Here is a 24,948-nt window from a genome sequence, read left to right as displayed (position 1 = left end):
AGAATTTGCGATTGGCTCGGCGTCCCGTTGCACGCCGCTTTTCTGCTTCCTCAATGGATAAACTTCGAATTGTCCTGGCGGATGACCATCCTCTCGTCCTGGTGGGCATACGCGATCTTCTGGACACGGTTCTTTACGTCGAGGTAACGGGAGCCGTTTCCACCTCGACCGACCTCATCTCGCATCTGGAAAAAAACCACTCCAATGTGGTGATCACCGACTATTCCATGCCGGGCGACGACGCCTATGGCGATGGCATGCGCCTGATCAAATACCTGATACGGCGGCACCCCGACTTGCAGATAGTCGTGCTGACCATGGTATCCAATCCGATGATCATATCGGCGCTCTACGATGCCGGCGTCGCCGCCGTGGTCCTCAAGCGCGACAACCTCGCCGAGATCGTCACCGCGCTGTCCATGCTGCGCCTCGGAAGAAAATACTATCCGCCCGGATTCGGGCGCGACCACCTGGCGGGCGTCCAGCGCAACCCCATCGGCGATTGCATCAATAGCCTCTCGCCCAAGGAATTCGAGGTGCTCCGGCATTTCGTGCGCGGGGAAACGGTCACGTTGATCGCCGAAAACCTGAAACGCAGCGTCAAGACCATCAGCGGCCAAAAGGCCTCCGCCATGCGTAAGCTGAACGTGCAGACCGATCAGGAGCTGGTTGCCTTCTGCATGGAAAGCGGGTTGTTCCAATAGGCTCGAGGCCAGCCACGCCCCAGCTTCGCCCCGGGGCTATTTTTTAAGAATCGTCTGGTTTTTTGGGGCGGACGCGACTCCTATCATCGTTGCATGATTGTCGCTCCCCGCCTCTTCCGGAAGCCGGGGCCCGCCGTGCCCGGCCTGCCCATGCTTCTACTGCACCTGTTTGCCGTAGCGCTGCTTGCGTGCATCCTGGTGGGTACGGCGCTCTCCCTGTACTGGTCGTTCAGCGACGAAGTCTCCAGGTACCGGCGGAGGATGAATGCCGCCGCCTACAACGCGCAGGTCTATTTCGACCAGCGCGAAGGGCTGCTCAGGTCGGTGGCCGGCTCGTCGGTGCGCAACACCGACCGCATGCCGCCCGCGCGCACCCCGAATACCTTTGGTGAAACCAGGCAGATCAGCGTCACCCCGCTCCTGAAGCAAGACGACAGCTATGAATGGGCGCTAGTCCTGACGCCGCGCGACCGCGCCGACGTGGTCGCGGCCAATGCCCGCATCGTCTATGCCCCGGCGGAAGAACCCGTCTCGCAGCGCTTGCCCCTGGAAACCCGGCGTCCGCCGGCGCCCATCTCGCCCCGCACCGAACGCTGGCTGTCGGAAACCCTCGCCCTGCGCGACCCCAGCCCCGGCCCCGACGGCCGCGCGCCCATCGTCTGGCTGCGGCCTCCCATGGACGACGTGGACCGCTTCTTCCTCTATACCCCGCTCGACACCGCGGGCCAGGAGCGCAGCTGGATCGGCCTGGAGGTCGACGGCATCGCCGCGGTCATCGCGGCCGAATGCGCGAGCGACGGCGGCAGCTACGCGCTCTACGACAGCAACAGCCGGCTGGCGCTGCACGGCGGCCCGCTGCCAACGATGATCGCTCCCATGGCGTCGCGCCTGGAGCAGGATTCGTTCGGATTCCAGGGCGGCGTCTGGTTTCCCGAAAACCTGGTCCTGGTCAAATCGGTGGGCGAAGCCGGCTGGAAGCTCGCCTACTACGTGCCGCTGCGCGACGTCCTGCGCCATGGCTCGGCCTCGTTCTGGACGGCCGGCGCCATCTGCCTGCTCCTGATGGCCGTGGTGCTGCTGGCGGTCCGGCACATCAAGAGAAAGCTCGTCGAGCCGGCTTTGCAGCAGTACCTGGCCCTGGCGGACAGCGTCGCGCTCAACGACAAGATCATCGAGGTCGCGCCGGTGGGTCTCAGCCTGGTCCGCCGCGCCGACGGCGAAGTGATCATGTCCAACGAAGCCGCCCGCCATTTGCTCGACGAACATGGCGGCTGGCGCGACGATATCCGGCACGCCACTACCGCAACGGGCGGCCGCGAATATACGCTGCCGGACGGGCGCAGCGTCTGCCTGACGTTCGCCGCCATGACCTACCAATCCGAAGACGTCGTGCTCTGCGGCATCAGCGACATCACCAGCCAGAAGGAAATCGAGCGCACGCTGAGAAAGGCCAAGCTGGCGGCCGACAAGGCCAGCGAAGCCAAAACCATGTTCTTCGCCACGATCAGCCATGAAATCCGCACCCCGCTGTACGGCATCGTCGGCACGCTGGAGCTACTGGCGCTGACAGGCCTGAGCGGCCAGCAGCAGCAATACCTGAACACCATCCAGCAATCCTCTTCGACCTTGCTGCGCACCATCAACGACACCCTGGACCTGTCGCGCATCGAAGCCGGGCGCCAGGAGCTGGACATCGCGGAATTCTCCCCGGCCGACGTCCTGGAGCGCGTCGTCGCCAACTACGCCGCCCGGGCGCAAGGCAAGGGGCTGCTCATCTATGCCGTCACCGACATCGACGTGCCAGCGGCCGTCCTCGGAGACCCGACCCGCATCCTCCAGGTCCTGAACAATCTCGTCAGCAATGCGGTGAAATTCACCGAAGCCGGCCGCGTGGTGGTCCGCGCCTCCGCGGCGGAGCCCAGCCATGGCCGCATTTCTCTCCGGTTCCAGGTCGCGGACACCGGCGTGGGCATTCCCGCCGCATCCCAGGCCCAACTCTTCGAACCCTATTTCCGCGCCCACGCCGGCCTGGAGCACGACATCTCCGGCACGGGCCTGGGCCTGGCGATCTGCAGGCGGCTGTCCGACCTCATGGGAGGCTCCCTCTCCGTCGTCAGCGAGGAAGGCCTGGGCACCAGCATCGTCTTCACCCTGACGCTCGATGCGCCGCCCTCGGCGGCGGCCGTCGCCTTGCGGCGGCGCCCGGTCTATGTCGACGGAGCGGTTCCCGAGGTCGTCGCCAACCTGTGCGCCTGGCTGAACCAATGGGGCGCGGTGGCCATGCCCTACCGCGGATACGCGGACACGCTCGAATGCGAGGACGCCGTACTCGTGCAGGCCTGGCCTCCCGCGCCGCAGGAGCCCCGCTGGAAGCATGGCCGGGTGCGCGTGCTGGCGCCGGGCTCCGGCCACGAAACCCTCGTCGCCGCGGTGTCCAAGACCGGCATCGCAAGCACCTTCAATCCGGTCAGCATCGGCCGGGCCGTGCGCATGGCCCAGGACGGCATCGAACGGCCGGCGCTGGGCCAGGCCCACGTGCAGCGCATTTCGCTGGGGCTGCGCGTGATGGTGGTCGAGGACAACGTCATCAACCAGATCATCCTGCGCGAACAGCTCGAGCACCTCGGCTGCACGGCGACGATGGTCTCCAACGGCAACGAAGCCCTGAGGCACTGGAAGGCCCTGGACCACGACGTCGTCCTCACGGACCTCAACATGCCGATGATGGGCGGTTACGAGCTTGCGCGCTCGATGCGCAAGCTCGGCTACACCGGGGCCATCCTGGGCCTGACCGCCAGCGCGGCGCCCGAAGCCGCCCGCCAGGGCCTGGACGCGGGCATGGACCGAGTGCTTCTCAAGCCCCTGCCCATTCTGGTCCTGGCGCAAACATTGCATGGCCTAGCAGAGGATCTGAACTGAATATGTTGTCTGCCTACAAAGTGCTCGTTCTGGATGACCATGCTTTTCAATGCGCACACCTGAAGGACATGCTGGAAGAGGCGGGATTCAGCCACGTGGACACCCTGCAAAGCGCGGGCGATGCCCTGCGGAGCATCCGGGACGATGGCTACAACCTCGTCGTCATGGACGTGAACATGCCCGTCATGGACGGCGCCCAGTTCATCCACGAGCTCGCCCGCCAGGACTTGACCCCCATGCTCGCCATCGTGACCGGCTGCTCCCGACGCATGGCCAACAGCATCAGCCTGATGGCGAAGGAAAGAGGCCTTGCCGTGCTGGGCGCCTTCGTCAAGCCCGTTTCGCACGAGCAGATCGACAGCCTTGCCGTCGGCCTGCTGCGCAAGACTCCCGCCGGCGCCCGCTTCAGCGTTCCCCGCACGGACTGTGCCAGCAGCCTGCTCGACAGGAACAGCGTGAAAAGCGCGCTGCGCGACGGCAGCATCCGGGCGTGGTTCCAACCCAAGAAATCATTGTCGTCGGGACAGATCGTGGGCGCCGAAGCGCTGATGCGCTGGCAGCACCAGGAGCTGGGGCTGATGATGCCCTCATCGTTCCTGAAAACCCTGCGGGACTACGGCCTGGACCACGACCTGCTGATCCGCATGCTGGAAGACGGACTCAAGGCCTATCGCATCTGGCGCGGCCAGGGGTATCGCATCCCCATTTCCATCAACCTTCCCACCTCTCTGCTCGACAGGCCGCAATTGCCGGACGAACTCTACTATATGGTCACCAACTCCGGACTTCCGGCCGAAGACGTGACGTTTGAGCTTCTCGAAGACGATATGACGGTCGACGCCGGGCAATACTATATGGGCACCAGCCGCTTGCGGCTGAAGGGATTCGGGCTGTCGCAAGACGATTTCGGCAAAGGCTACAGTACGATGTACAGCCTTATCTCAACCCCCTTCACGGAACTGAAAATAGATCGTGCATTCGTCTGCGGCGCGGCGAAGGATGAAGTCAGGGCGGCTGCGCTGGTATCCTCCGTGCAACTGGGCAGGCAGTTGGGCCTGCAAGTGACGGCGGAGGGCGTGGAAACCATGCAGGACCTGCAATTCGTGCGCCAGGTCGGCTGCGATTATGCGCAGGGCTACCTGATTTCCGCCGCCGTCGATGTGTCGGCATTCAGCCGCTTGCTGGCCAACAAGCCCAACCCCTGCTTTTCCACTTGCACGCCGCCCCACTAAACCCTGGCGCGAGATCTGCCCACATCGTCTATGAAACTGGATACGCCGCTAAGAAAAGTGACGCGCGCTTCCCGCCGCTTGAATACCGCGCTGTTCGGCATCCTGCCGCTCGTGATAGTGCTGGCCGGCGCCCTTTACTGGGGCGGCCAGCGCATCCTGCAGGAAGAAGAAGATAAATTCCGCATCGACTTCTCGATTCTCGTCGGCTACATCAACGCGCAGGAGCGCATGCTGCGCGTCCTGCATACGCAGACGAGGCGGCCCGACTCCCATGATCTGGTGTCTTCCACCGGCGTCAGCGAAGCCGCCGGCTTCGATCCTCCAGCGTGGCGCTTCTTCGAAGGCCAGCACGCGCTGGCGTCCATGCCGTTCTCCCTGCTGTGCCAACGGCCGGACGCCTGTCCTGTCAGCAAGGGCGTTTTCCAAGGCATCGGCCCCTACCTGTCCGACTTCTACTCCAGCCACTGGGCCGCATCGTATTTCCCCGCGGCGCCGGTGTTCGTCATCTCGCCCAGCCAGGGGGTGAGCCTCAGCGTCCCCGCAGTGGCCACGGATTCGGGCTACGAGCCTCTCACGCGCCGCGCCTTCATGACCGTGGTAGACGCGGTCATGGCCAAGGCGGACGGCGCGAACCCGGACGAATCGCGGCTCGATACGCCGGGCCGGATCGAATGGATCCAGGACCCGGAGCTGCCCAACGCCATGATAGGCATGATGCCCAGCAGCCTGCCCATGGGCCTGGCGAACGAGGCGCCGGAAACCCGGCGCAACGTCTATGCCGCGACCCTGCTCAACAGGGAGCGCATCAACATTTCCGAAAGAGTCCTGAACGAGCCCCTGTACGACGAGTTCTGGCTGACCCGGCAAGGCAGCGGTTTGCTGATCGGCACGACCCCGCCGCCCCAGTCCGAGGGCGACCGCCTGCACTACTTCTCCGATGGCCTCGTCCTCAAGATCACCGATGGGACCGGAACCTGGACAGGCTACTACAAGCTGACGTATGGCAGTTTCTTCGGCGCCAACATGTGGCTGCCCGTCGGCGCTCTGCTGCTGCTCATCCTGGGCCTGGGCCTGGGCGCAGCCTACCTGCGCTGGTACAACCGGCGGGTGATCCAGCCAGCCGAGGCAGCGCATCGCGAGATCGTCGAAAACGAGGAATTCAACCGCGCGGTGCTGGGCACCGCCCCCGTGGCGCTCTGCGTGCTGTCCCGTCCCGACGGAAAAGTAGTGTTCAGCAACGCGCTAGCCTCCCAATGGCTGGGCATCGAGCCGGGCGGCGAGCTGCACAACTCGCCCGACGCCAACCAGTTGCTGCGCCAGGCGCTGGGATCCGGCGCGGCCGGCACCATCGAGACCTTTCTCGCCTACGACGGCCGGCCGCTGTTCGTCACCTTCGCACCTACCCGCTACAAAAAGCAGGACGTGGTGCTGTGCGCCTTCGCCGATATCAGCGCGCGCGCCGAAATGGAGCGCACGCTGGCACTGGCCAAGGAGCAGGCCGACAAGGCCAGCGAGGCGAAATCCACTTTCCTGGCCACTATGAGCCACGAGATCCGCACCCCGTTGTATGGCGTGCTCGGCACGCTGGAGGTGCTGGCCATGACACCTCTGAGCGAAGAGCAGCGACGTCACGTCGACCGCATACAGACTTCCTCGGTGATCCTCCAGCAACTGATCAGCGACATCCTCGACATCACCAAGATCGAGTCCGGCCAGCTGGCCCTGGAAATCGACACCTTCGACCCGCGCGAACTCTTCCAGGGCACGGTGGCGTCCTATGCCAGCATGGCCGAACAGAAAGACCTGATCATCTACAGCTGTGTCGACACGGCGGTGCCCGAATGCGTGAGAGGCGACGGCGGCCGAATACGCCAGATCCTCAGCAACCTCCTGAGCAATGCCATCAAGTTCACGGAATCCGGCCACGTCATCGCCAGGCTGCGGGCCGAGGAGCTTCCCGGCGGCAAGGCCCGGCTCGGCCTGCAAGTGGTCGATAGCGGCGTGGGCATCGGCCCTGCGGAGCAGGTCCGCCTGTTCGAGCCCTTCTACCAGATCGACAGCGGCTCTCACACCATCCGGGGAGCCGGCATCGGCCTGTCCATCTGCGCCAAACTGGCGGAACTCATGGGCAGCACGATCGATGTCACTAGCGAGCCGGGACTGGGAAGCAGCTTTTCGGTAGAAATCGACCTGGAAAAAGCGGAGCCGCCCGCCTCCGACCCGCCCCAACTGCAAGGCCTCAACGTGCACGTGCGCAGCCCGCGCAAGGAATTGAGCGAGAACATCTGCCAATGGCTGGCGAGCTGGGGAGCCCACACGGCGATCCTGCCGGCCGATGCCTACCCTGACGGCGGCCTGGACGGCGTGCTTGTCGACGTGCTGCTGACCAGCCGCGCGAGGCCCGCGGAGTGGGCCGGCCCGCTCATCGTCGCGGGCGGCGCGGATACGCTGGGCAAGCATCGCCCGCAGGCGGACCGGCATTCGATGCTGAGCATCGGCCAGGCCATCGAGCGCCTGATGTCCGGCGCCGCCGAAGAGCCGCAGGATTCCGGCCAGGCGGCCTACACGCCCCTGAACCTGCGCGTACTGGTGGCCGAGGACAACCCCATAAACCAGGTCACCATCCGCGATCAGCTCGAACAGCTGGGCTGCCGGGTGGTGATCGCTCCGGACGGCGCCGAGGCGCTCGCCATGTGGAGCATCGAGCCCTTCGATCTGGTGCTGACCGACGTGAACATGCCGCGCATGAACGGCTACGACCTCGCTGGCGCGCTGCGCTCGCGAGGCGTCACAGTGCCCATCATCGGCGTGACCGCCAACGCCATGAAGGAAGAGGAAACGCGCTGCATGGCCGCCGGCATGAACAGCTGGTTGGTCAAGCCGATAGAACTACGCTCGCTGTTGCGCCGCCTGCGCCCCCACGCCGATGCACAGGCCCAGCCCGCCGCCTCTCTGCAGGCGGCAGACGCGGCCAGGACGTCTCCTGCCGCCCCCGGCAAGGTGCCCTCCATCCCCGCCAGGTATCGCGCGATTTTCCTGGAAACCATGAACCAGGACCTGGACAAGCTGGAGAAGGCGGCCGGCGAAGCAAGCGAACGCGACCTGCGCGCCGTGCTGCACCGCATGCGCGGCGGCCTGGCAGCGGTAGAGCTCACCGATCTGCAGAACCAGTCCGAGCGCGTGGAGAACCAGTTGCGCAATGACGGCCTCAGCGCCGCGGCCCAACAGAGCCTGGCAGCGCTGATCGCGGACATGAAAGCCATGCTGGCGGCGGTGTGATTCCGCGCCCCGTTATGCCTGGCCCCAGATTGAGAATATTCCCATAGAAGGGCAAGCCCACGGTTACTAGAATTTTCATTTCCCACGTGCTCAGCCTCCTGTCTCGCATGCATGCCGCGGTCGCGGCATCATCCATAACCGATCGGTTGCTGGCAGATGCGATCAATGGAATCCCTAGTGCACCACAATGCCGCCACGGCGGAGTCCCCGGCACGCCCTGCCATGGAAGGGCTGAGCTTCCAACCGATATTCTCCGCCGACGGCCTGGTGCTCGAGTACGCTGTCGCCGGCCCTCGCCATACGTGGCGGCGTCACATACCCGGCCGGCCTGCGCATCTCGCCCGTGAAGCCTTTGCGTTCTTTCGCTCTTTCCACGAGCACATACCCTTTACACTGGACTGCGGCGGCGACCTCTCCAGCATAGGCTGGTCCGCGGCGGAGCTATGTGCGTCAAGCGGCCTGGTCCTGGACGGAACCGAACTGCTCGCCAACCCCAACCCGGCACAGGAAGAGCGCTTCGGCGTCGATGCCGCATACCCCGCAAGGCTCGTCACCTTCCATGCACCGCCGGTTTCCCATCTGCATGCGCGGTCGCACCTGTTCTCCCGCTACGCTGAATTCAAAGTCGGCTTGCGCATCAGGCTCACTCCCACCGTGGCCCGGGGCGGGCCAAGCGCGCACGGCGCCTTGCAGGTCACCGGCCTGCACATCAAGGCGCCTCCCGACTTTTCCGAATTCTCGTCCTTGCGCAGCCGGTTCATCGAGCTGGTGCAACAAGCCGAAGTCGCCAAGCTTCCCCTGCTGGTTTCAGACGTGAACCATGCGCACGATCTGCACTGGATGCGCGTATTTCCAGACCTGCGCATCCTGGGCAGCGTGCTGTCGCCGCCGATGGGCGCAAGCAGCCTGAAGGCCTTGCTCGCCCTCGGCGGAGACAACTGGCGCACGTTCCGGGTCGGCGCCCGCTATCCCTAGCGGGGTCGCCGCAAGCCGCCGCCACCGGCTGTAGCGCACGTTCAACATGCCACCGTAGCCGCTCTGGCTATCATTGCCCGCCTGGCCAAAATTTGGTCCGACACCTGCACTGCCTTGCCGCCAGGCCCTCCGCGCCCAGCTTGAGCTCCAGCCTGCCGGTTCCCATACGAACGACGCATCGCAGTTGCCATTGCCACGCAGCCAGTTGATTTCCAGGGCTAGACCATTTGCGGCGTAAGCCATGCGGCTTCGACGCAAGCGACTGCGCCGTTTCTTATGCTGTTCATGGGTGCCCGTCGCCCAGCCGCTTTTCTATTTGCGCGACGGCCTGCGCGATGCAGCCCGCCACGGTGGCCGCGCGCGCATCGTCCAGGCGCGCCTTGAGGGTGGCTACGCTGATGGCGGCGATGGCCTCCCCGTCTTGCCTGCATATCGGCACGGCGACGGAACGCACCTCGGGTATCTCCAGCACATCCTTGAGGGCGTAGCCTCGCGCGCGCGACGCCGCAATGTCGCGCAGCAGGTCCGCCGTGTTGTAGCGGGGGAAGTTCGCTTTGACGCGATCGGCGTTGGCGCTGCATATGCGCTGGATTTCGGCCTCGGGCAGCGTCGACAGTATTGCCAGGCTGCCCCCGCCCACGTTCAACGGCCTCCGCCGGCCTATGTCCAGGACGAACGCCTTGATCGGAAAGCCGCCTTCAGCCCGATCGATGCATAAGCCATCGAACCCCGAGCGTATCGTCAGGAATACCGTGTCGCCGGTCTGCTCCGCAATCGCCTGGAGATGAGGCAGGCAGATGTCGCGCAACGCAACCCTGGGGGCCGCGACCAGCCCCATTTCATACATGGCCGGCCCCAGGTAATAGCGCTTGTTCGCATTGTCCTGCCGGACCATCTGTTCGGCGATGAGCCCCTGCAGGATGCGGTGGGCCGTGGGCTTTTCTATGGCGCTCGAAGCGTGCAGGTCCGTCAAGCGCATTCCCAGGCGGTTGTTCGCAGTGATCAGGCGCAACAGCGCGGCTGCCCGCTGCAGGACCTGGGTGCCACTATTGGCACCGCGCTCGGTATGGTTCGACATTTTTCACTATATGGACCTTATGGCCGAGCAATTATGCGACCTATCCGCTCGTATTGGGTAGAGTAAATGCTTAGCCAGCCCAAAGTAGTCCAAATTATGGACTACTGCGATATATGCCGCCGCGCCTTTCTTCGTGGGGCCTGTACGCGGAGCGAATGACGAAGATGCCTCGGCCCGATACCGGCCGGAGGCCTGGACACCAGGAAAGATCTGCATGACGCCTTCTGAACAGATTGGGGCATTCGCCGCGGCATTTGATGCCGAAGCCCTGACCCCGGCGCTGCGCCATGATTGCGCGCGCTCCCTCTTGGATACCTATGCGGTGGGCGTTGCCGGCAAGAACGAACCCGCCTCTGCGCGCGCCCTGGCCTATCTCGCGACGCTGGGCGCCGGCAGCGGCGCGTCGTTGTGGGGGTGCGCCGGACGCGCCGCGCCGGAAGCGGCGGCGTTCTACAACGGCGTCGCCGCCCATGTGCTCGATTACGACGATGTGACTTCGCCTTTGCGAGGCCATCCCAGCGTGGTCCTGTGGCCGGCGCTGACCGCCTTGGCGCAGGCCGACGGCATCGCCATGGGGCGGCTGCAATCCGCCTATGTGGTGGGCTTCGAGGTGATGTGCAAGCTGGCCAAGGCCGCCGCCGTCGACGCCTACGCAAAAGGCTGGCACGTCACCGCCAGCATCGGCATTATCGGCGCGGCGGCCGCGTGCACCCATCTGCTAGCGCTGGACGCGGAACAGACCGCGCACGCCATCGGCATCGCGGTCGCCCAGGCGGCGGGCACGCGCGCGAACTTCGGCTCGGACGCGAAATCCTTCCAGGCCGGCCACGCCAACGCGGCGGCGATACGCGCCGCCCGGCTGGCGCAGGCGGGATTCACCTCGTCGCCCGATGCCATGGATGCCCAGCAAGGCTATGCCGCGCTCTATGGGCAAGGCCAGGATCTCTCGGCGGCGCTGGCGACGCTGGGCGCGGTTCCGCTGGAGCTGGCCACGAGCGGACTGGAGGTCAAGAAGTACCCCTTGTGCTACGCGACCCACCGGACGCTGGACGGTTTGCTGGACCTGCATGCGGAACACGGCATCGCGCTCGCCGACGTGGAGCGCGTGGAAATCGAAACCAGCCCCGGCGCGCTGGTGCCGCTCATTCATCACCGGCCAACGACAGGCTTGCAGGGAAAGTTCAGCCTGGAATATGCGGTCGCCGCGGCGCTACTGGACGGCCACATCGGCTTGGCCACCTTCACGGACGAAGCGGTGCAGCGCCCCGCCATCCAGGCATTTCTTCCCTTCGTGCTAGGACGCAGCACGCCAGGCGACTCGATCCTGCCCCGCTGGGCGCTGGTGCGCCTCTACACCCGGGACGGCCAGCGCATCGAACGCAAGGTCGATGCATTGCGTGGATCCGCGGCCCTGCCATTGACGGACGAAGCGCTGATGGCCAAAGCCATGGACTGCTATGGCTGGGTTGGATTCCAGGCGGATGCCGGCGCCCAGTTGGCGATCGCGTCGGACCCGGCGGCACGGGTCGAGGATTTCCTCTCGATCGCGCGCCACGAAAAATAAATCGAGCCTCAAGGCATGAAGCAAGGAGTAGACATGGATTTCACGTTGCCCGACACCACCCGGATGATTCAAGACACGGTGCGCAACTTTACGCAGCGCGAACTGATCCCGCATGAGCCCCTCATCATCCGGCGCGAGGCCGAGCGGGGCATGGGAGATGACCCGCTGATTCCCCCCGAGCTGGAAGCGACGCTGCAGCAGAAGGCGCGCGAGGTGGGCCTGTGGGGCATCGACGTGCCGGAGGAGTTTGGCGGCCAGGAATTCGGCATGCTGGCCAAATGCGTGGTGATCGAACAGCTCAAGCATTCGATCGTGCCTTTCGTCCCTCCCCCGGACAGCCCCAATCTCCATCTATTGAAGGCGCTGTGCAAGGGGCCGCAGATCGACAAGTACCTGCTGCCCTACGCCAACGGCGAGAAAAAGAGTTGTATCGCGCTGTCGGAGGCCGGCGCCGGCTCCGATGCGGCCAATATCAAAATGCGGGCGGAAAGGAAGAACGGGAAATGGGTGCTCAATGGCGCCAAGATGTGGATCAGCCACGCCCGCCGCGCCGACTTCATGATCGTCGTGGCCGTAACCGACCCGAAGCTCGGGTCCCGCGGCGGCATGACGGCATTCCTGGTCGACAAGGGGACTCCCGGCGTCACCATCCCGGTCTCCTATCCCATGATCGGCGAATTCCATCCCTATCAGGTCTTCTTCGATGAGGTGGAGCTGGAGGACAGCCAGGTACTGGGCGAGGTCGGCAACATCTTCGTGCCGCTCACCAACCGGCTGGGCATCCGCCGCCTGGACATCGCCTCGCGTTGCGTGGGCCTGGCCAGCCGCTGCCTGGAAATGATGATCGAACAGGCCAATACCCGCCAGACCTTCGGCTCTCCCCTGGCCGACAAGCAGGCGGTCCAATGGTGGATTTCCGATAGCTACCAGGAAATCGAAATGGTGCGCCTGCTGATCCATCGCCTGGCGTGGAAGATCGACCAGGGCGTGGCCGACTTCCGGCGCGACGGCTCCATGGTCAAGGTGCAGGCCACCGAGCTGATCCAGCGCGTGGCCGACCGGGCCATCCAGCTTTTCGGCGGCATGGGCCTGTCCAAGGAACTGCCGCTGGAATACATCGCCCGCATGTGCCGGGTGTTGCGCATCGTCGAGGGGCCTAGCGAAGTGCATCGCTGGGTGATTGCGCGGGACCTGCTGCGCAACGGCCTTCCACAACAATAAAACGGGCCCCTCGCCCGGTGGCTTTTTTGTGGTCTTCCGCGGCGAAGGCATGCGGCGGCCACGCTTTGAAGGAGACAACAATGCATAAGAAGTGGTCCTGGCAATCCAGGGGGATTCGGCGGCTGGCGGGTCTGGCCGCCAGGGTGATGCTCGGATATGGGTACGCGGCAACGGCAGTCGCCGATACCTTCCCCAGCCGTCCCATAACGTTGACCGTACCCTACGAACCGGGTGCAACGACGGACCTGATCTCGCGCGCCATGGGCGAACGCATGGCGCGCGAACTGGATTCGACCGTCGTGGTGGAAAACAGGACCGGAGGGAACGGCATTATTGCCGCGCTCCATGTCTCACGGTCCAAACCCGACGGATATTCGTTCATGCTGGCATCGGACTCCACGGCGGTCCTGAATCCCTTGCTGTACAAGAAACTGTCCTACGACCCGGACAAGGACCTGACTCCCATCGGGCTGGTGAGCGACTTGCCGCTGGTGATGCTGATCAACGCATCGCTGCCCGTGAAGAATCTCAAGGAGTTCGTGGAGTATGCGCGCGCGCATCCGGGGAAGTTGAACTTCTCGTCCACGGGCACCGGCGGCACGTTCCACCTCTCGGGCGAGCTGTTCAACCAGATGGCCGGCGTGCAGATGACCCACGTGCCCTACAAGGGCGGGGCGCCCGCCATGCAGGCGCTGGCGTCCAAGGAGGTGCAGGCGCTGTTCGGCGTGGTCGGATCGGCGCTGCCGCAGATCAAGGCTGGCAATGTGCGCGCCCTGGCCGTTGCGTCCAAGGAAAGGCTGGCCTTGCTGCCGGATGTTCCGACCTTCGCGGAACTCGGCTATCCGAACTTCGTCGTGACGGTCCGCTATGGATTCATGGCGCCCGCCGCAACGCCGGCCGACCGCATCTCCACCTTGTCGGGCGCGATGAACAAGGCCTTGGCCGATCCGGCGTTCCGCCAGAAATTCGGCGATCTGGGATTCGTGCTTCCCCAGAAGAGCAGTCCGCAGGATTATGCGTCGCTGATCCAGGCCGACCGGAAGATGTGGGCCGAAGTGATCAAGCTCAAGAACATCTCGCTGGACCATTGAACCGGCGCCGGGACGGCCGTGCTTTTCGCACTCCTGCGTTCCTGGCCGCCAAGGGCGGCCGGGCAGCCGCGTTGCGGCGGCCCCGGCTCACCCCGCGATGTTCGCCAGCGGCCGGCCGGCCAGCCAGCGCTTCAGGTTGTCGAGAAAGCAAGCAAATACCCGGTCGTTGAAATCCGAAATCCGGGCGGCGGAATGCGGCGTGGCGATGACGTTGTCCAGCGTCCAGATTTCGGATTCGGCCGGCAACGGCTCGTTCTCGAAGACGTCGAGATAGGCGCCCGCGATGCGCTTCGCGCGCAGCGCTGCGATCAGCGCGGATTCGTCCACAATGCCGCCTCGTCCCACGTTGACGAGGAGCGCCTCGCGCCTCAGCCCAGCCAGCCTGCCGGCATCGACGAGGTTGCGCGTTTCATCCGTCAACGGGCAGCAGATGACCAGCCAGTCCGCCAGGCCGATGAGGCCGTCCAGCTGTCCCAGCGGCATAGTTTCGTCGAAACCCTCGACCGCCTTGCCGCTGCGGTTGACGCCGATCGTGCGCATGCCCAGCGCCTGCAGGCACGTGGCCAGCACCGTGCCGACGTGCCCCGTGCCGACGAGCACCGCGGTCTGGCGGTCCAGCGGCAGAGGACTGAGCTCGTCCGGCATGGCCCGCCACGCCCGCGCCTGTTGATTGGCATAGTGCCAAGGCAGCCGTTTGTTCAGCGCCAGGATGCCTGCCAGGGCGCTGGTGGCCACCGCCTTGCCGCTCGCGGCCGGACTGGTGGATACCGCCACGCCCCGGGCCTGGAGTTTCCGGTATGCATTTCCGTCCGAGCCCGCGGAAAAAATGTGCAGCCACTTCAGGTTCGGGCACGCATCCAGCAGGCGGAAGAAAGAGCGGGTTTCTTCATTGGAGGGAGGACGTCCGGGCATGGCGTGGATATCCCGGCTGAAAAAGGCCGCGTCGATGCCGTCCAGCTCTTGGGCACCGAGGCCGGGCGCGGCCGCGACGAGCGTTACCTCGCTGCCGTTGGAGGCGGCCAGCCCGGCAATCGCCTCCCCTCCCTGTCGTTTGATGTGCGCGGAAACCAGCACACGGGCTTTCGAGGGGAGAACGGGCTTGGACATGTCTGTTTCCGTGATGGAAGTTCTGTTGTGGGAAGCCATCGATTCTGAGCGAGGACCCCACCCGACGTCCATACGCCGCCCGCCAATTTAGTCTGCTATGTGAGATTAAATGATCACACCCCTCCTGAGCTTCTTCTAAAACGTTTGTCTATTAGTTCATATCGTGGTCTTTTAGACATTGCTTGTGTGTTGATGTCTACCTAACATCTATACGCTTCGCGGCTCGCGCCTGAGCGTGCAATCGTCATAAGCAGTCCATTTGTGAATTCAACAAAAAACAGGAGACATTGATGTTTTCCATCAAGCACTGGATGAAACTTTTGTTCGGAACGGTTTGCCTGGCATCCGCCGCCCAGGCGGCCGCGGCCGACGCCTATCCCGCCGAACCGATCAAACTGATCGTGCCGTACGTCGCCGGCGCCAGCACGGACTCTCTCGCGCGCATGGTGGGCAAGGACCTGGGCGAGGAATTCAAGAAGCCGGTGATCATCGAGAACCGGCCCGGAGCGGGCGGAACGATCGCCGCCGACTTCCTGCGCCGCCAGCCTGCCGACGGCTATACGTTCGGCTTCACGACCGACGGCATCATGGCCGTCAATCCCGCCATCTACAAAAAGCTGAACTACGACTCGCTCAAGGACTTCACGCCGCTGTCGATCGCCGTCAATGCGCCTATCGTGCTGGTCGTGCGCTCGGACTCCCCCTTCAAGACGGCCCAGGAACTGATCGCCCACGCCAAGGCGAACCCAGAAGGCCTGAGCTATGGATCGGCCGGCCTGGGCAGCTCCCAGCACATGGCGGGCGAACTGCTGAAAAGCATGGCCGGCGTGAACATTCTCCATGTGCCCTACCGTGGCGGCGAACCCGCCATGACGGACCTGCTGGGCGGCCAGATCAGCATGATGTTCGTCCAGTCGGCCTCGGCCAAGCAACTCGTTGACGCCGGGAAAATCCGCATCCTGGCCATCGGCAGCCCGCAGCGCAACAAGCAGTTCCCCAACATCCCCACCCTGGACGAAATCGGCCTCAAGGGCTACGACTCCGATACCTGGTACGGCTTCAACATGCCCGCCAACGCCGATCCGAAGATCGTCGAAACGCTCAGCGCGGCCATCGTCAGGTCCCTGAAGAAGCGCCAGACGCAACTCGAAGAGCTGGGCTACGACGTCGTCGCGAGCTCGCCTGAAGAACAGCGCAAGAACATCCAGGCCAACCTCAAGAAATGGGCAGACGTCGCCAAGAAGGCCGGCATCTACCACGTTCAATGATTTTTTCCACGCCTTTAAGCAAGACCTCCGCATAGCTGGACACATCACATGACATCGACGCCAAATGCCGCCGCGCTGGCGGGCATCACCGTACTTGACGTCGCGGGCCCCCTGGGGAATTACTGCGGCAAGCTGTTTGCTGACCTGGGGGCCCGGGTCATCCTGGTCGAACCCCCTGAAGGCGCGCCTACCCGGCACATCGAGCCTCGGATCGCCGGCCGGAACGACCCGGACTCCAGCTTGACCTTCCAGTACCAGAATACGAACAAGGAAAGCATCGCCCTGGACCTGGATACCGAAGCCGGCCAGGCAGTATTCCGCAAGCTGGCCAGCCAGGCTTCCCTGGTCATCGAAAGCGAACAGCCTGGCGTGATGGCCCGGCGCGGCCTGGGCTTTGCCGAGCTGAGCAAGCTCAATGCATCGCTGACGCTGACCAGCATTACGGCGTTCGGCCAGTCAGGGCCGTTCTCGCACTGGCTGGCGACCGACCTCACGGCCATGGGCATGGGCGGCATGATGTACCTGGCAGGCTATCCCGACACGGCGCCAATGGTGGCTTGCGGCGAACAGGCCGTGGGCGCGGCCAACGTCTTCGCCGGCGTGGCCTCGATGGCCGCGGTATATGACGCCGAGATCAGCAACACGGGGCAGCACGTCGATGTGTCCATGCAGGAATGCGTGGTGCTGGGCATGGAGAACGCGGTCCAGTTCTATGACCTGGAAGGGTCCATCCGCAAGCGCAACGCGGGCACGCAGCGCCTGGCGGGAACCGGCGTTTTCGAATGCCGCGATGGGTACATCTACCTGATGGCCGGCGGAGTGGGCAGCAATAAGTTCTGGGCCGTAACGACCGACTGGCTGATCGCCGAGGGCGTGGCCGGCGCGGAACAATTCCGCGAGCCTTGCTGGCTGGACCAGGCGTTTCTCGTCACGGACGAGGCCAAGCAGCGCTTTGGCGCGATCTTCACGCCCTTCGCGCGCTCGCTGACGAAATCCGAGCTCCACGCCAAGGGCCGCGAGCGCCGCATCCCCCTGGCGCCCATCTCCGATACCCGTGATATCTGCCAGAGCCCGCAACGCGAATACCGCGGATACTTCGTCGACGTGGCGGACGCCCATGGCGCCACGCTGCGCATGCCCGGAGCGCCCTACAAGTTGTCCGAAACGCCGTGGGCGCTGCGCAAGCGGGCGCCTCAGCTTGGCGAACATACCCAGGAGGTCCTGGCTTGGGCCGGATACACCCAGGACCAGCAGCAGGCGCTGCGGCAGCAGGGAGCAGTGCAATGAGATCATTATTGGCAGGTGTGCGCGTCATCGATTTTTCGTGGATAGGCGCGGGGTCGTATACGACCAAGATCCTGGCCGACCTGGGCGCGGACGTGATCAAGATCGAATCCTCCCAGCGCCTGGATACGCTGCGGGTGACGAAGCCGTTCAAGGACGGCAAGCCCGGCGTCAACCGTAGCGGCTATTTCGCGGACCGCAATTCCAGCAAGCGCAGCATCACATTGAACGTCAAGGATCCGCGCGGCCTGGACATGGCCAGGCGCCTGATCGCCGACGCCCACCTGGTGACGAACAATTTCACTCCCGGGGTGATGGACAAGCTGGGATTGGGCTACGACGTGGTCCGGTCCCTGTCCGAACGCATCGTATATGCCTCGATGTCCATGCAAGGGGCCGAGGGCCCCGAAAAGGCCGATCTGGGCTACGGCCTGACGATCGCCGCGCTGACGGGGTTACAGCACATGACGGGCCTGCCCGACCGCGAGCCTGCCGGAACCGGCACGAACTATCCCGACCACATTCCCAATCCCGGCCACACGGCGTTCGCCATCCTGGCGGCGCTGCGCCATCAGCGCCGGACCGGACGCGGCCAGTTCATAGACCTGGCGCAGATGGAGCCCACCTTGGCCTTCATCGGGCCTTCCCTGATGAACTACCTGGTCAACGGCGCCATCGACTCCCGCCACGGCAATGCAAGGCCGGGCCATGCCCCCAGCGGCGTCTATCCCTGCGCCGGAGACGATCGCTGGATCGCCATCGAAGTCTGTGACGACGCCCAATGGCAAGGGCTGGCGTCGGTGCTGGGCCTTGCCGCAGAGACCGATTGGGCCACCATGCAGGGGAGACTGCGGCAGCGCGAAGCCATCGACGCCGAAGTGGCGAAGCGCACGGCAACGCAAGACATGTCGGGCCTCACGCAGGCCTTGCAGGACGCCGGCGTGCCGGCCGGGGCCGTCTACGACGCCCGCGACGTGGTGAACGACCCGCAACTGGACGCCCGCGGCCACTGGGTGACGCTGAACCATCCGGAAATGGGGCCCAGCACCTATAACTCGCCGCCCTACCGCTTTTCGCACGCGTATTCCGAACCGTCTTCCCCCGCCCCGCTGCTGGGCCAGCACACAGCCGAAATCTGCCGGGAGCTGCTGGGGCTGGACGATGCGGCGATCGAGAAATTGAGCGCGGAAGGCGTGCTGGCCTGAGGCCGCGCCTCCATTTGAACGTATACACAAAGAGGATAGACCATGGCACTAGATATTGCCGTCCAGGACCATATCGCCACGCTGACCCTGAATCGCCCCGAGGCCATGAACAGCATCGACCCCGAAATGCGGAACCAGCTGCACGCGGCCTGGAAACGCATCAAGGAGGACGACGACATCCGAGTCGCCATCCTGACCGGCGCCGGGGACAAGGCCTTTTGCACCGGCTCCGACCTGAAGAAGACCATGCCTCCCAAGGAGAGCTTCGCCGAACTGACGTTCGGCCGCGCGTACTCCGACCATCTGCTGGAAGGCCTGGATACCGATAAGCCCCTGATCTGCGCCATCAACGGTTATGCGATGGGCGGCGGCATGGAGCTTGCGCTCGCCTGCGATATCCGCGTCGCCTCGGACAACGCGATTTTCGCGCTGTCCGAAGTCCGCATCGGCAGCATCCCGGGTGCCGGCGGCACGCAGCGCCTGCCGCGGGCGATCGGCGCATCCAACGCGATGCTGATGCTGCTGACCGGAGATCGCGTGGATGCGGCCGAAGCCCTGCGCACCGGCCTGGTCAGCAAGGTGGTCAGCCGCGCGGAGTTGCTGCCCACGGCGCGCGAGATCGCGCTGCGCATTGCGCGGAACGCGCCCTTGTCGGTGCGGTCGATCAAGCGCCTGGTTACCAGCGGCGCCGACATGCCCCTGCCGGCCGCTCTGGACAACGAACGCTATGTGTTTGGCCTGCTGCGCGATACGGAAGACCGCATCGAAGGACGGCGCGCCTTCCAGGAAAAGCGTCCGCCCGTCTACCAAGGCCGCTAGACCAAAGAACACCAGGAGAAGAAATTGGATTTTGAATTACCCGATTCGTCGCGCATGGTGCGCGATACCGTAGCGCGCTTCGTCCAGGAGGAACTGGTTCCCCACGAAGCATTGATCATCCGCCGCGAAGCCGAGCGCGGCTTTGCCGACACCGCCCTCATTCCGCCCGAGCTGGAAGCCACGCTGCAGGAAAAGGCGCGCAGCATCGGCCTTTGGGGCATCGACGTGCCGGAGGAATTCGGCGGCCAGGACCTGGGCATGCTGACCAAGTGCCTGGTGATCGAGCAGCTCAAGAACAGCATCGTGCCGTTCGTGCTGCCGCCGGAAAGCCCGAATCTGTTCATGCTCAAGGAATTGTGCAAGGGCGATCAGGTGGACCGTTACCTGCTTCCGTATTCGCGCGGTGAAAAGAAAAGCTGCCTGGCCCTGTCGGAACCCGGCGCGGGCTCCGACGCCGCCGCCATCAAGACGCGCGCCGAGCGCAAGAATGGCAAATGGGTGCTCAACGGCACCAAGTTGTGGATCAGCGGCGCGCGCCGGGCCGATTTCATGATCGTGATGGCCGTGACGGACGCGGCGGCCGACAAGCGCGCCAAATTCACGGCATTCCTGGTCGACAAGGGCACGCCCGGCATGAGTATCCCGACGTCGTTCCCGATGATCGGCGAATATCACCCTTACGAGGTGGTGTTCGACAACGTCGAGCTCGATGACAGCCAGGTGCTGGGCGAAGTGGGCGCGGGTTTCGCTCCCTTGTCCAAGCGCCTGGGCGTGCGCCGCCTGGAGATCGCCTCGCGCTGCCTTGGCCTGGCCACCCGCTGCCTGAACATGATGATCGAGCAGGCCAACACCCGCCAGACTTTCGGCGCGCCGCTGGCCGACCGGCAGGCCGTGCAATGGTGGATTTCGGACAGCTACCAGGAAATCGAAATGGTTCGCCTGATGGTCTACCAGATGGCCTGGAAGATGGACGCCGGCAAGGACGTCCGCCTGGACGGCTCGATGGTGAAGGTACAGGGCACGGAGATGATTACCCGCGTGGTCGACCGGGCGATGCAGCTGTTCGGCGGCATGGGCGTATCGAAGGAATTGCCGCTGGAATACATCTCGCGGATGTGCCGCGTCATGCGCATCGTGGAAGGTCCGAGCGAGGTGCACCGCTGGGTCGTGGCGCGCGAACTGCTGCGCGGCGGCATTCCCGAGGCCTGACGGAAAGGAGCTGGGCATGATGGCGTTTTCCTCGATTTCGGCCGGTGTCCGGATCCACGCGGGAGACGCCGCGCTGGACCTGTTGCCGCGCGAGGCCGCCCGGCTGGGCGCGCGGCGCGCGTTCGTCGTGTGCGGAAACGCCGTGGCGACGCGCACGCCCCTGCTCGGCCGGATACGTGACCTGCTCGGCGACGGCTTCGCGGGGGCCTACACCCGGCTCGGCAAGGACGCGCCGCTGGAAGATGTGCAGGAGGCCGTCCGGCAGGCCGCTGCATGCCGGGCCGACCTGCTCATCGCCGTCGGCGCGGGCAGCGTTCTCAAGGGAACCCGCGTTATCGCGATGGCGCTGGGCGAGGCGGAGGACCTGCCCCGGCTCGCGACGCAATATCCCGAACAGGGCGCGCCCGTGAGCCCCCGGCTGCGGCGGCCCAAGCCGCCGATCTTCAACGTGTTGACCGCCGCGACCTCGGCCCAGAACCGGGCTGGCGCCGCCTTGCGGCGCAGCGACGGCGGCCCGCGCCTGGAGTTCTTCGATCCCAAGACCCGTCCCGCCGCCATTTTCTGGGACGCGCAGGCCTTGTCCAGCGCGCCGCCCTCCCTGGCACTGTCGACCGGATTGGGCGTTTTCTGGCGCGCCTTGATGAACATCGGCGCGGTCTGCCAGGCCAACCCCCTGGTCCAGGCTTCGCGGCTGCATGCCTACACGCTGGCGCAAGCGGCGTTGCCTCGCATGCGGGATTGCGGCGATGTCCAGGCGCGCCTGGACATGTGCGCCGCGGCCCTGCTGCAGAATCGGGACGAGGACGACGGCGGCCGTCCCTTCGACGCTCACTGGATCGCCCGCTCGGTCTATGCCCTGGGCGCCGCCCTGTTCAATTGCGTTCCGCATCTGGACCAGGGCGCCACCCATGTCGTGCTGACGGCCCCCGCGCTGCGGCATTTCGCCGATCTCTGTCCGGATGCCGTCGGACAGATGGGCCGCGCGCTGGGCCTGCCGGCGGCCGAAGCGGCCAGGCCCGAATGCGTGATAGCGGCCGTGCAATCGCTGACCCAGGGACTGGGCCTGCCCGGCCGGCTGGAAGGCGTGTCGGAACAGAATCTCGAACAGGCCCTGGCATCCTCCTTGTTCAACTTCAACGCCGATCGCTCGCGCGAGTTGAGTCGGCACCGGGACCGCCTGCGGGCCATTCTCCTGGAATCGACCTGATCCGGCCGGCTTGAAAAACACAAACCCGCCGCGCGCCTCAGGCGCACGGCGGGTTTGCATCGGGGCCTTCAATTCAGCGCGAACTTCGGCACGCGGTAGCCGTCGGGATGATCGGCATAGACCATCTTGACCGGCGTATCGAGCTCGATCTTGTCCAGGTCCGCATGGTCCATGTAGGAAACCATGATGGGGCCTTCCTCGAGCTGCACGGCAACCACCAGGTGAGGCGCCGGATAGGCTGGTAGATACTGGCGATGGAACACGGTCCAGGCAATGACCTTGGCGTTGCCCGAAATGGGCGTCCATTCATATTCCATGCTGAGGCTGACGGGGCACATCGGGCCCGGCGGGTAGCGGAATACGCCGGACTCGGAGCAGCGCTGCAGCTTCATCTGGCCTTCGGCGATGCTTTCCCACATCGGCGCATCGTAGGGAGAGTACAAGCGGGGATTCTTTTTCATGGTGCGAGCCTCCTTCACTGTCCATAAATAATGGACATGGCCTTGCCAGCGACGTCCGACACATACTGCACGAAGCGGCAGTCAGGCACTTGCCGCTTCCCTTCTTTTCCGCGCGCCTGCCGCACGGCCTCGATCTGGTGGTTCCAGCCCTGCATGTACGATTCCGAGATGTGGCCGCCGTGCGTGTTGACGGGCAGCTTGCCGCCGACGCCGATGCCGTTGTCGGCGATGAACTTCGCGGCTTCACCCGGCTTGCAGAAGCCAAAGCCCTCCAGCGCGAAGAAGATGTGCGGGCTGAAGCTGTCGTACACCATCAGGGCATCGATGTCCTTGGGGCCGATGCCGGCGGCCGCATATACCTGCTCGGCCGCGCCGCGTTGCGCGGGAAGGTAAAAGTCCATCAGGCGCGGCCCAAGGCTGGTGGCGTGATGGTTGAGGTCGCTGCGGCCCAGGCCGTGGATGGTCACCGCCTTGTTATTGGCGAGGCGGCGGGCACGGCTGGCTTCCATGATGATGAGGGCTACGCCGCCGTCGTTGATGAGGCAGTAGTCGTTCATGCGCAGCGGCTCGGCGATGTACGGCGCGGCAAGATAGTCGTCCAGGCTGAGCGGCTTGTTGCGCATGATCGCGTTCGGGTTCAGGCTGGCCCACTGGCGCTGGCCCACGGCGACCTGTCCGAGGTCGCTGTCGCCGATTCCGTGCAATTGCTTGTAGCGCTGGAACATCAGCGCATACAGCGCGCCCTGCGACGTCAGGCCCCAGGGGCTGTGATAGACGTACGACAGGAAAGACCCGCCGCCCATCGCTTCCGGCCCGCCGTACTGCACCGCGGCCGAGCGTTGGTCGTTGCCGTATACCAGGGCCACGACTTCGGCCATGCCCGACTTGATCGCCATGACCGCCTGGAACACGGCCTGGACGGCATCCGCCTGCCCGCCCCAGCGGGGATCGATGTTCAGGATCTCTCCCATGCGCTCATACGCCGTGGTGGGGCCGACGATCAGCCCATCGACCTCGTCGCGCGAAATGCCGGCGTCATCCAGCGCCCGCTTGAACGCCAGGGCGGCATAGCCATAGGAGTCATGCGGCTTCTCGCCATTGCGCACGCGCTTGTGGTCTTCCACCCAATCGGTGTGGCCTATGCCCACCACGGCGGAAATGCCGGATGTGCTGGTGTCCAAGGTATCGGTTGTCACCTGATCAATCTCCCTCAATGTGGACTATTTTTTCAAAACTGGATATCGTTTCACCATTATCTAGGCGGATCCATGGTTTTGACCACAAGCAAAAGTCTACAAAGTGAGATTCAGGAGGATGCAATGCACGCAAGGTTCGAGGATAATGAGGCCACCGACGAAGGCCGCACCGGCACGCAGATGATCCATCGCTGCGCGAAGCTGCTGACGCTGATCACCACGAACAATCGCACGGGAATGCGGCTGGTGGATCTGTACAAGGCCGCCGATTTCTCGCGCCCGACCGCGCACAGGATCTTGCAGGCCCTGGTCACGGAACGCCTGGTCCGCCAGGACAGCCGGACCAAGAAGTACTTCCTGGGGTCGCTGGTCTACGAAATGGGCTTGGCGGCGGCGCCGCAGTTCGACCTGCGGGACGTCTGCCTACCCTTTCTGCAGCGGGTGGCCGAAGCGACGGGCGATACGGTCTTCCTGACCATACGGTCAGGCTTCGACGGCGTCTGCGCGGCGCGCGCCGAAGGCGCGTACCCGGTCAAGGCCTTCGTTACGGACGTCGGCCGGCACCGGCCCTTGAACGTAGGCGGCGGCGCGGTTGCCTTGTTGAGTTGCTTCGAGGATGACGAGATCGAACGCATCTACCAGGCAAACAAGCTGCGGCTGGAGCGCGACTATCCAAGGTTCGATGTCGCCACCATGTGGGAGCACATCGCGCATGCCCGCAAAAAGGGCTACTTCATCAATGAAGTGCTCGAAGTGCAGGAAATCCTGTCGCTGGCCATGCCGATCTTCGACCGGCATGGCTTGCCCGTTGGGGCATTGAGCATTTCGGCCTTGAGAAAACGCCTGGCGGGCAGTTTTCTCCGAGAGAAGATCGAGATACTGACCAACACGGTGCGCGATATCCAGGCCGAGCTGCAGGCGGAATCGAAAGAAGGCGAGGCGTAAGCCCGCAGTTGGCGGCCGGTATCGGCGTCGAGGAATCACCCCCCTGCCGGCATCGCGGCCTGGGGTTCATTTGAGCAAGGAGCTATTGCATGAGAGTGCTGGTGCCGGTCAAGCGCGTCGTTGACTACAACGTCAAGGTGCGCGTCAAGTCTGATCAGACTGGCGTGGATATCGCCAATGTGAA

The 24,948-nt window shown here is 64.5% G+C and carries 19 protein-coding genes and 1 pseudogene; 16 read left to right on the top strand and 4 right to left on the bottom strand.

Annotated elements, in window-relative coordinates; all coding sequences use genetic code 11:
* Positions 1–53: 53 nt before the first annotated feature.
* From AGI3411_RS19835 to AGI3411_RS19815, 5 genes are all read left to right on the top strand, one after another.
* Positions 54–704, top strand: coding sequence for a response regulator (locus AGI3411_RS19835; RefSeq protein ID WP_129529055.1), 651 nt, complete (start codon positions 54–56; stop codon positions 702–704).
* Positions 705–854: 150 nt separating this feature from the next.
* Positions 855–3,623 carry an ATP-binding protein gene (locus tag AGI3411_RS19830; protein WP_129529054.1) on the top strand — a complete coding sequence of 923 codons (2,769 nt, stop codon included), beginning with the start codon at positions 855–857 and terminating at the stop codon, positions 3,621–3,623.
* 2 nt (positions 3,624–3,625) lie between these two features.
* A complete protein-coding gene (locus AGI3411_RS19825; protein WP_129529053.1) occupies positions 3,626–4,855 on the top strand; it encodes an EAL domain-containing response regulator in 1,230 nt (409 codons plus the stop codon).
* Between the two features lie 57 nt (positions 4,856–4,912).
* On the top strand, positions 4,913–8,134 hold the full coding sequence (locus AGI3411_RS19820; protein ID WP_244240397.1) for a hybrid sensor histidine kinase/response regulator: 3,222 nt from the start codon (positions 4,913–4,915) through the stop codon (positions 8,132–8,134).
* Positions 8,135–8,356: 222 nt separating this feature from the next.
* Positions 8,357–9,109, top strand: a complete 753-nt coding sequence (locus AGI3411_RS19815; RefSeq protein ID WP_129529052.1) for a hypothetical protein — start codon at positions 8,357–8,359, stop codon at positions 9,107–9,109.
* Positions 9,110–9,392: 283 nt separating this feature from the next.
* Here the strand turns inward: AGI3411_RS19815 and AGI3411_RS19810 are convergent, their stop codons facing one another.
* Positions 9,393–10,187, bottom strand: a complete 795-nt coding sequence (locus AGI3411_RS19810; RefSeq protein ID WP_043544619.1) for an IclR family transcriptional regulator — start codon at positions 10,185–10,187, stop codon at positions 9,393–9,395.
* Positions 10,188–10,401: 214 nt separating this feature from the next.
* Here AGI3411_RS19810 and AGI3411_RS19805 point away from each other — a divergent pair, with 214 nt between their 5' ends.
* From AGI3411_RS19805 to AGI3411_RS19795, 3 genes are all read left to right on the top strand, one after another.
* Positions 10,402–11,751 carry an MmgE/PrpD family protein gene (locus tag AGI3411_RS19805; RefSeq protein WP_129529051.1) on the top strand — a complete coding sequence of 450 codons (1,350 nt, stop codon included), beginning with the start codon at positions 10,402–10,404 and terminating at the stop codon, positions 11,749–11,751.
* A gap of 33 nt (positions 11,752–11,784) precedes the next feature.
* Positions 11,785–12,972, top strand: coding sequence for an acyl-CoA dehydrogenase family protein (locus AGI3411_RS19800; RefSeq protein WP_129529050.1), 1,188 nt, complete (start codon positions 11,785–11,787; stop codon positions 12,970–12,972).
* Positions 12,973–13,052: 80 nt separating this feature from the next.
* Complete coding sequence (locus AGI3411_RS19795) at positions 13,053–14,063, top strand: Bug family tripartite tricarboxylate transporter substrate binding protein (protein ID WP_129529049.1); 1,011 nt, start codon at positions 13,053–13,055, stop codon at positions 14,061–14,063.
* Between the two features lie 87 nt (positions 14,064–14,150).
* On the opposite strand, the gene AGI3411_RS19790 is transcribed toward AGI3411_RS19795, so the two are convergent.
* Positions 14,151–15,170, bottom strand: coding sequence for a D-2-hydroxyacid dehydrogenase (locus AGI3411_RS19790; protein ID WP_165359219.1), 1,020 nt, complete (start codon positions 15,168–15,170; stop codon positions 14,151–14,153).
* A gap of 290 nt (positions 15,171–15,460) precedes the next feature.
* Here AGI3411_RS19790 and AGI3411_RS19785 point away from each other — a divergent pair, with 290 nt between their 5' ends.
* Genes AGI3411_RS19785 through AGI3411_RS19760 form a run of 6 tightly spaced genes read left to right on the top strand, consistent with a single transcriptional unit; the run spans position 15,461 to position 22,162 of the window.
* A complete protein-coding gene (locus AGI3411_RS19785; RefSeq protein ID WP_129529047.1) occupies positions 15,461–16,438 on the top strand; it encodes a Bug family tripartite tricarboxylate transporter substrate binding protein in 978 nt (325 codons plus the stop codon).
* A 48-nt stretch (positions 16,439–16,486) separates the two neighbouring features.
* Positions 16,487–17,725, top strand: a complete 1,239-nt coding sequence (locus tag AGI3411_RS19780) for a CaiB/BaiF CoA transferase family protein (RefSeq protein WP_129529046.1) — start codon at positions 16,487–16,489, stop codon at positions 17,723–17,725.
* Positions 17,722–18,927 (top strand): CaiB/BaiF CoA transferase family protein, encoded by a 1,206-nt coding sequence (locus AGI3411_RS19775; protein WP_129529045.1) that lies wholly within the window; start codon positions 17,722–17,724, stop codon positions 18,925–18,927. The genes AGI3411_RS19780 and AGI3411_RS19775 overlap by 4 nt, the downstream gene beginning before the upstream one ends.
* Positions 18,928–18,969: 42 nt before the next feature.
* Positions 18,970–19,746, top strand: a complete 777-nt coding sequence (locus tag AGI3411_RS19770) for an enoyl-CoA hydratase/isomerase family protein (RefSeq protein ID WP_043544615.1) — start codon at positions 18,970–18,972, stop codon at positions 19,744–19,746.
* 24 nt (positions 19,747–19,770) lie between these two features.
* On the top strand, positions 19,771–20,955 hold the full coding sequence (locus tag AGI3411_RS19765; protein ID WP_129529044.1) for an acyl-CoA dehydrogenase family protein: 1,185 nt from the start codon (positions 19,771–19,773) through the stop codon (positions 20,953–20,955).
* Between the two features lie 16 nt (positions 20,956–20,971).
* Complete coding sequence (locus tag AGI3411_RS19760; protein ID WP_129529043.1) at positions 20,972–22,162, top strand: iron-containing alcohol dehydrogenase; 1,191 nt, start codon at positions 20,972–20,974, stop codon at positions 22,160–22,162.
* Between the two features lie 68 nt (positions 22,163–22,230).
* On the opposite strand, the gene AGI3411_RS19755 is transcribed toward AGI3411_RS19760, so the two are convergent.
* Both AGI3411_RS19755 and AGI3411_RS19750 read right to left on the bottom strand, forming a co-directional pair.
* Positions 22,231–22,623, bottom strand: a complete 393-nt coding sequence (locus AGI3411_RS19755) for a Zn-ribbon domain-containing OB-fold protein (RefSeq protein WP_129529042.1) — start codon at positions 22,621–22,623, stop codon at positions 22,231–22,233.
* A gap of 14 nt (positions 22,624–22,637) precedes the next feature.
* Positions 22,638–23,819 (bottom strand): thiolase family protein, encoded by a 1,182-nt coding sequence (locus AGI3411_RS19750; RefSeq protein WP_244240396.1) that lies wholly within the window; start codon positions 23,817–23,819, stop codon positions 22,638–22,640.
* Between the two features lie 123 nt (positions 23,820–23,942).
* On the opposite strand from AGI3411_RS19750, the gene AGI3411_RS19745 reads away from it, so the two are divergent.
* Complete coding sequence (locus AGI3411_RS19745) at positions 23,943–24,764, top strand: IclR family transcriptional regulator (RefSeq protein ID WP_165359218.1); 822 nt, start codon at positions 23,943–23,945, stop codon at positions 24,762–24,764.
* Between the two features lie 89 nt (positions 24,765–24,853).
* Positions 24,854–24,948, top strand: a pseudogene (locus AGI3411_RS19740) (electron transfer flavoprotein subunit beta/FixA family protein); the annotation flags it as partial.

Origin of the sequence: Achromobacter agilis (genome assembly GCF_900496965.1) — a bacterium.
GTDB classification, from domain to species: Bacteria; Pseudomonadota; Gammaproteobacteria; order Burkholderiales; family Burkholderiaceae_B; genus Achromobacter; species Achromobacter agilis.
This window is presented reverse-complemented; position numbering and strand designations above follow the sequence as displayed.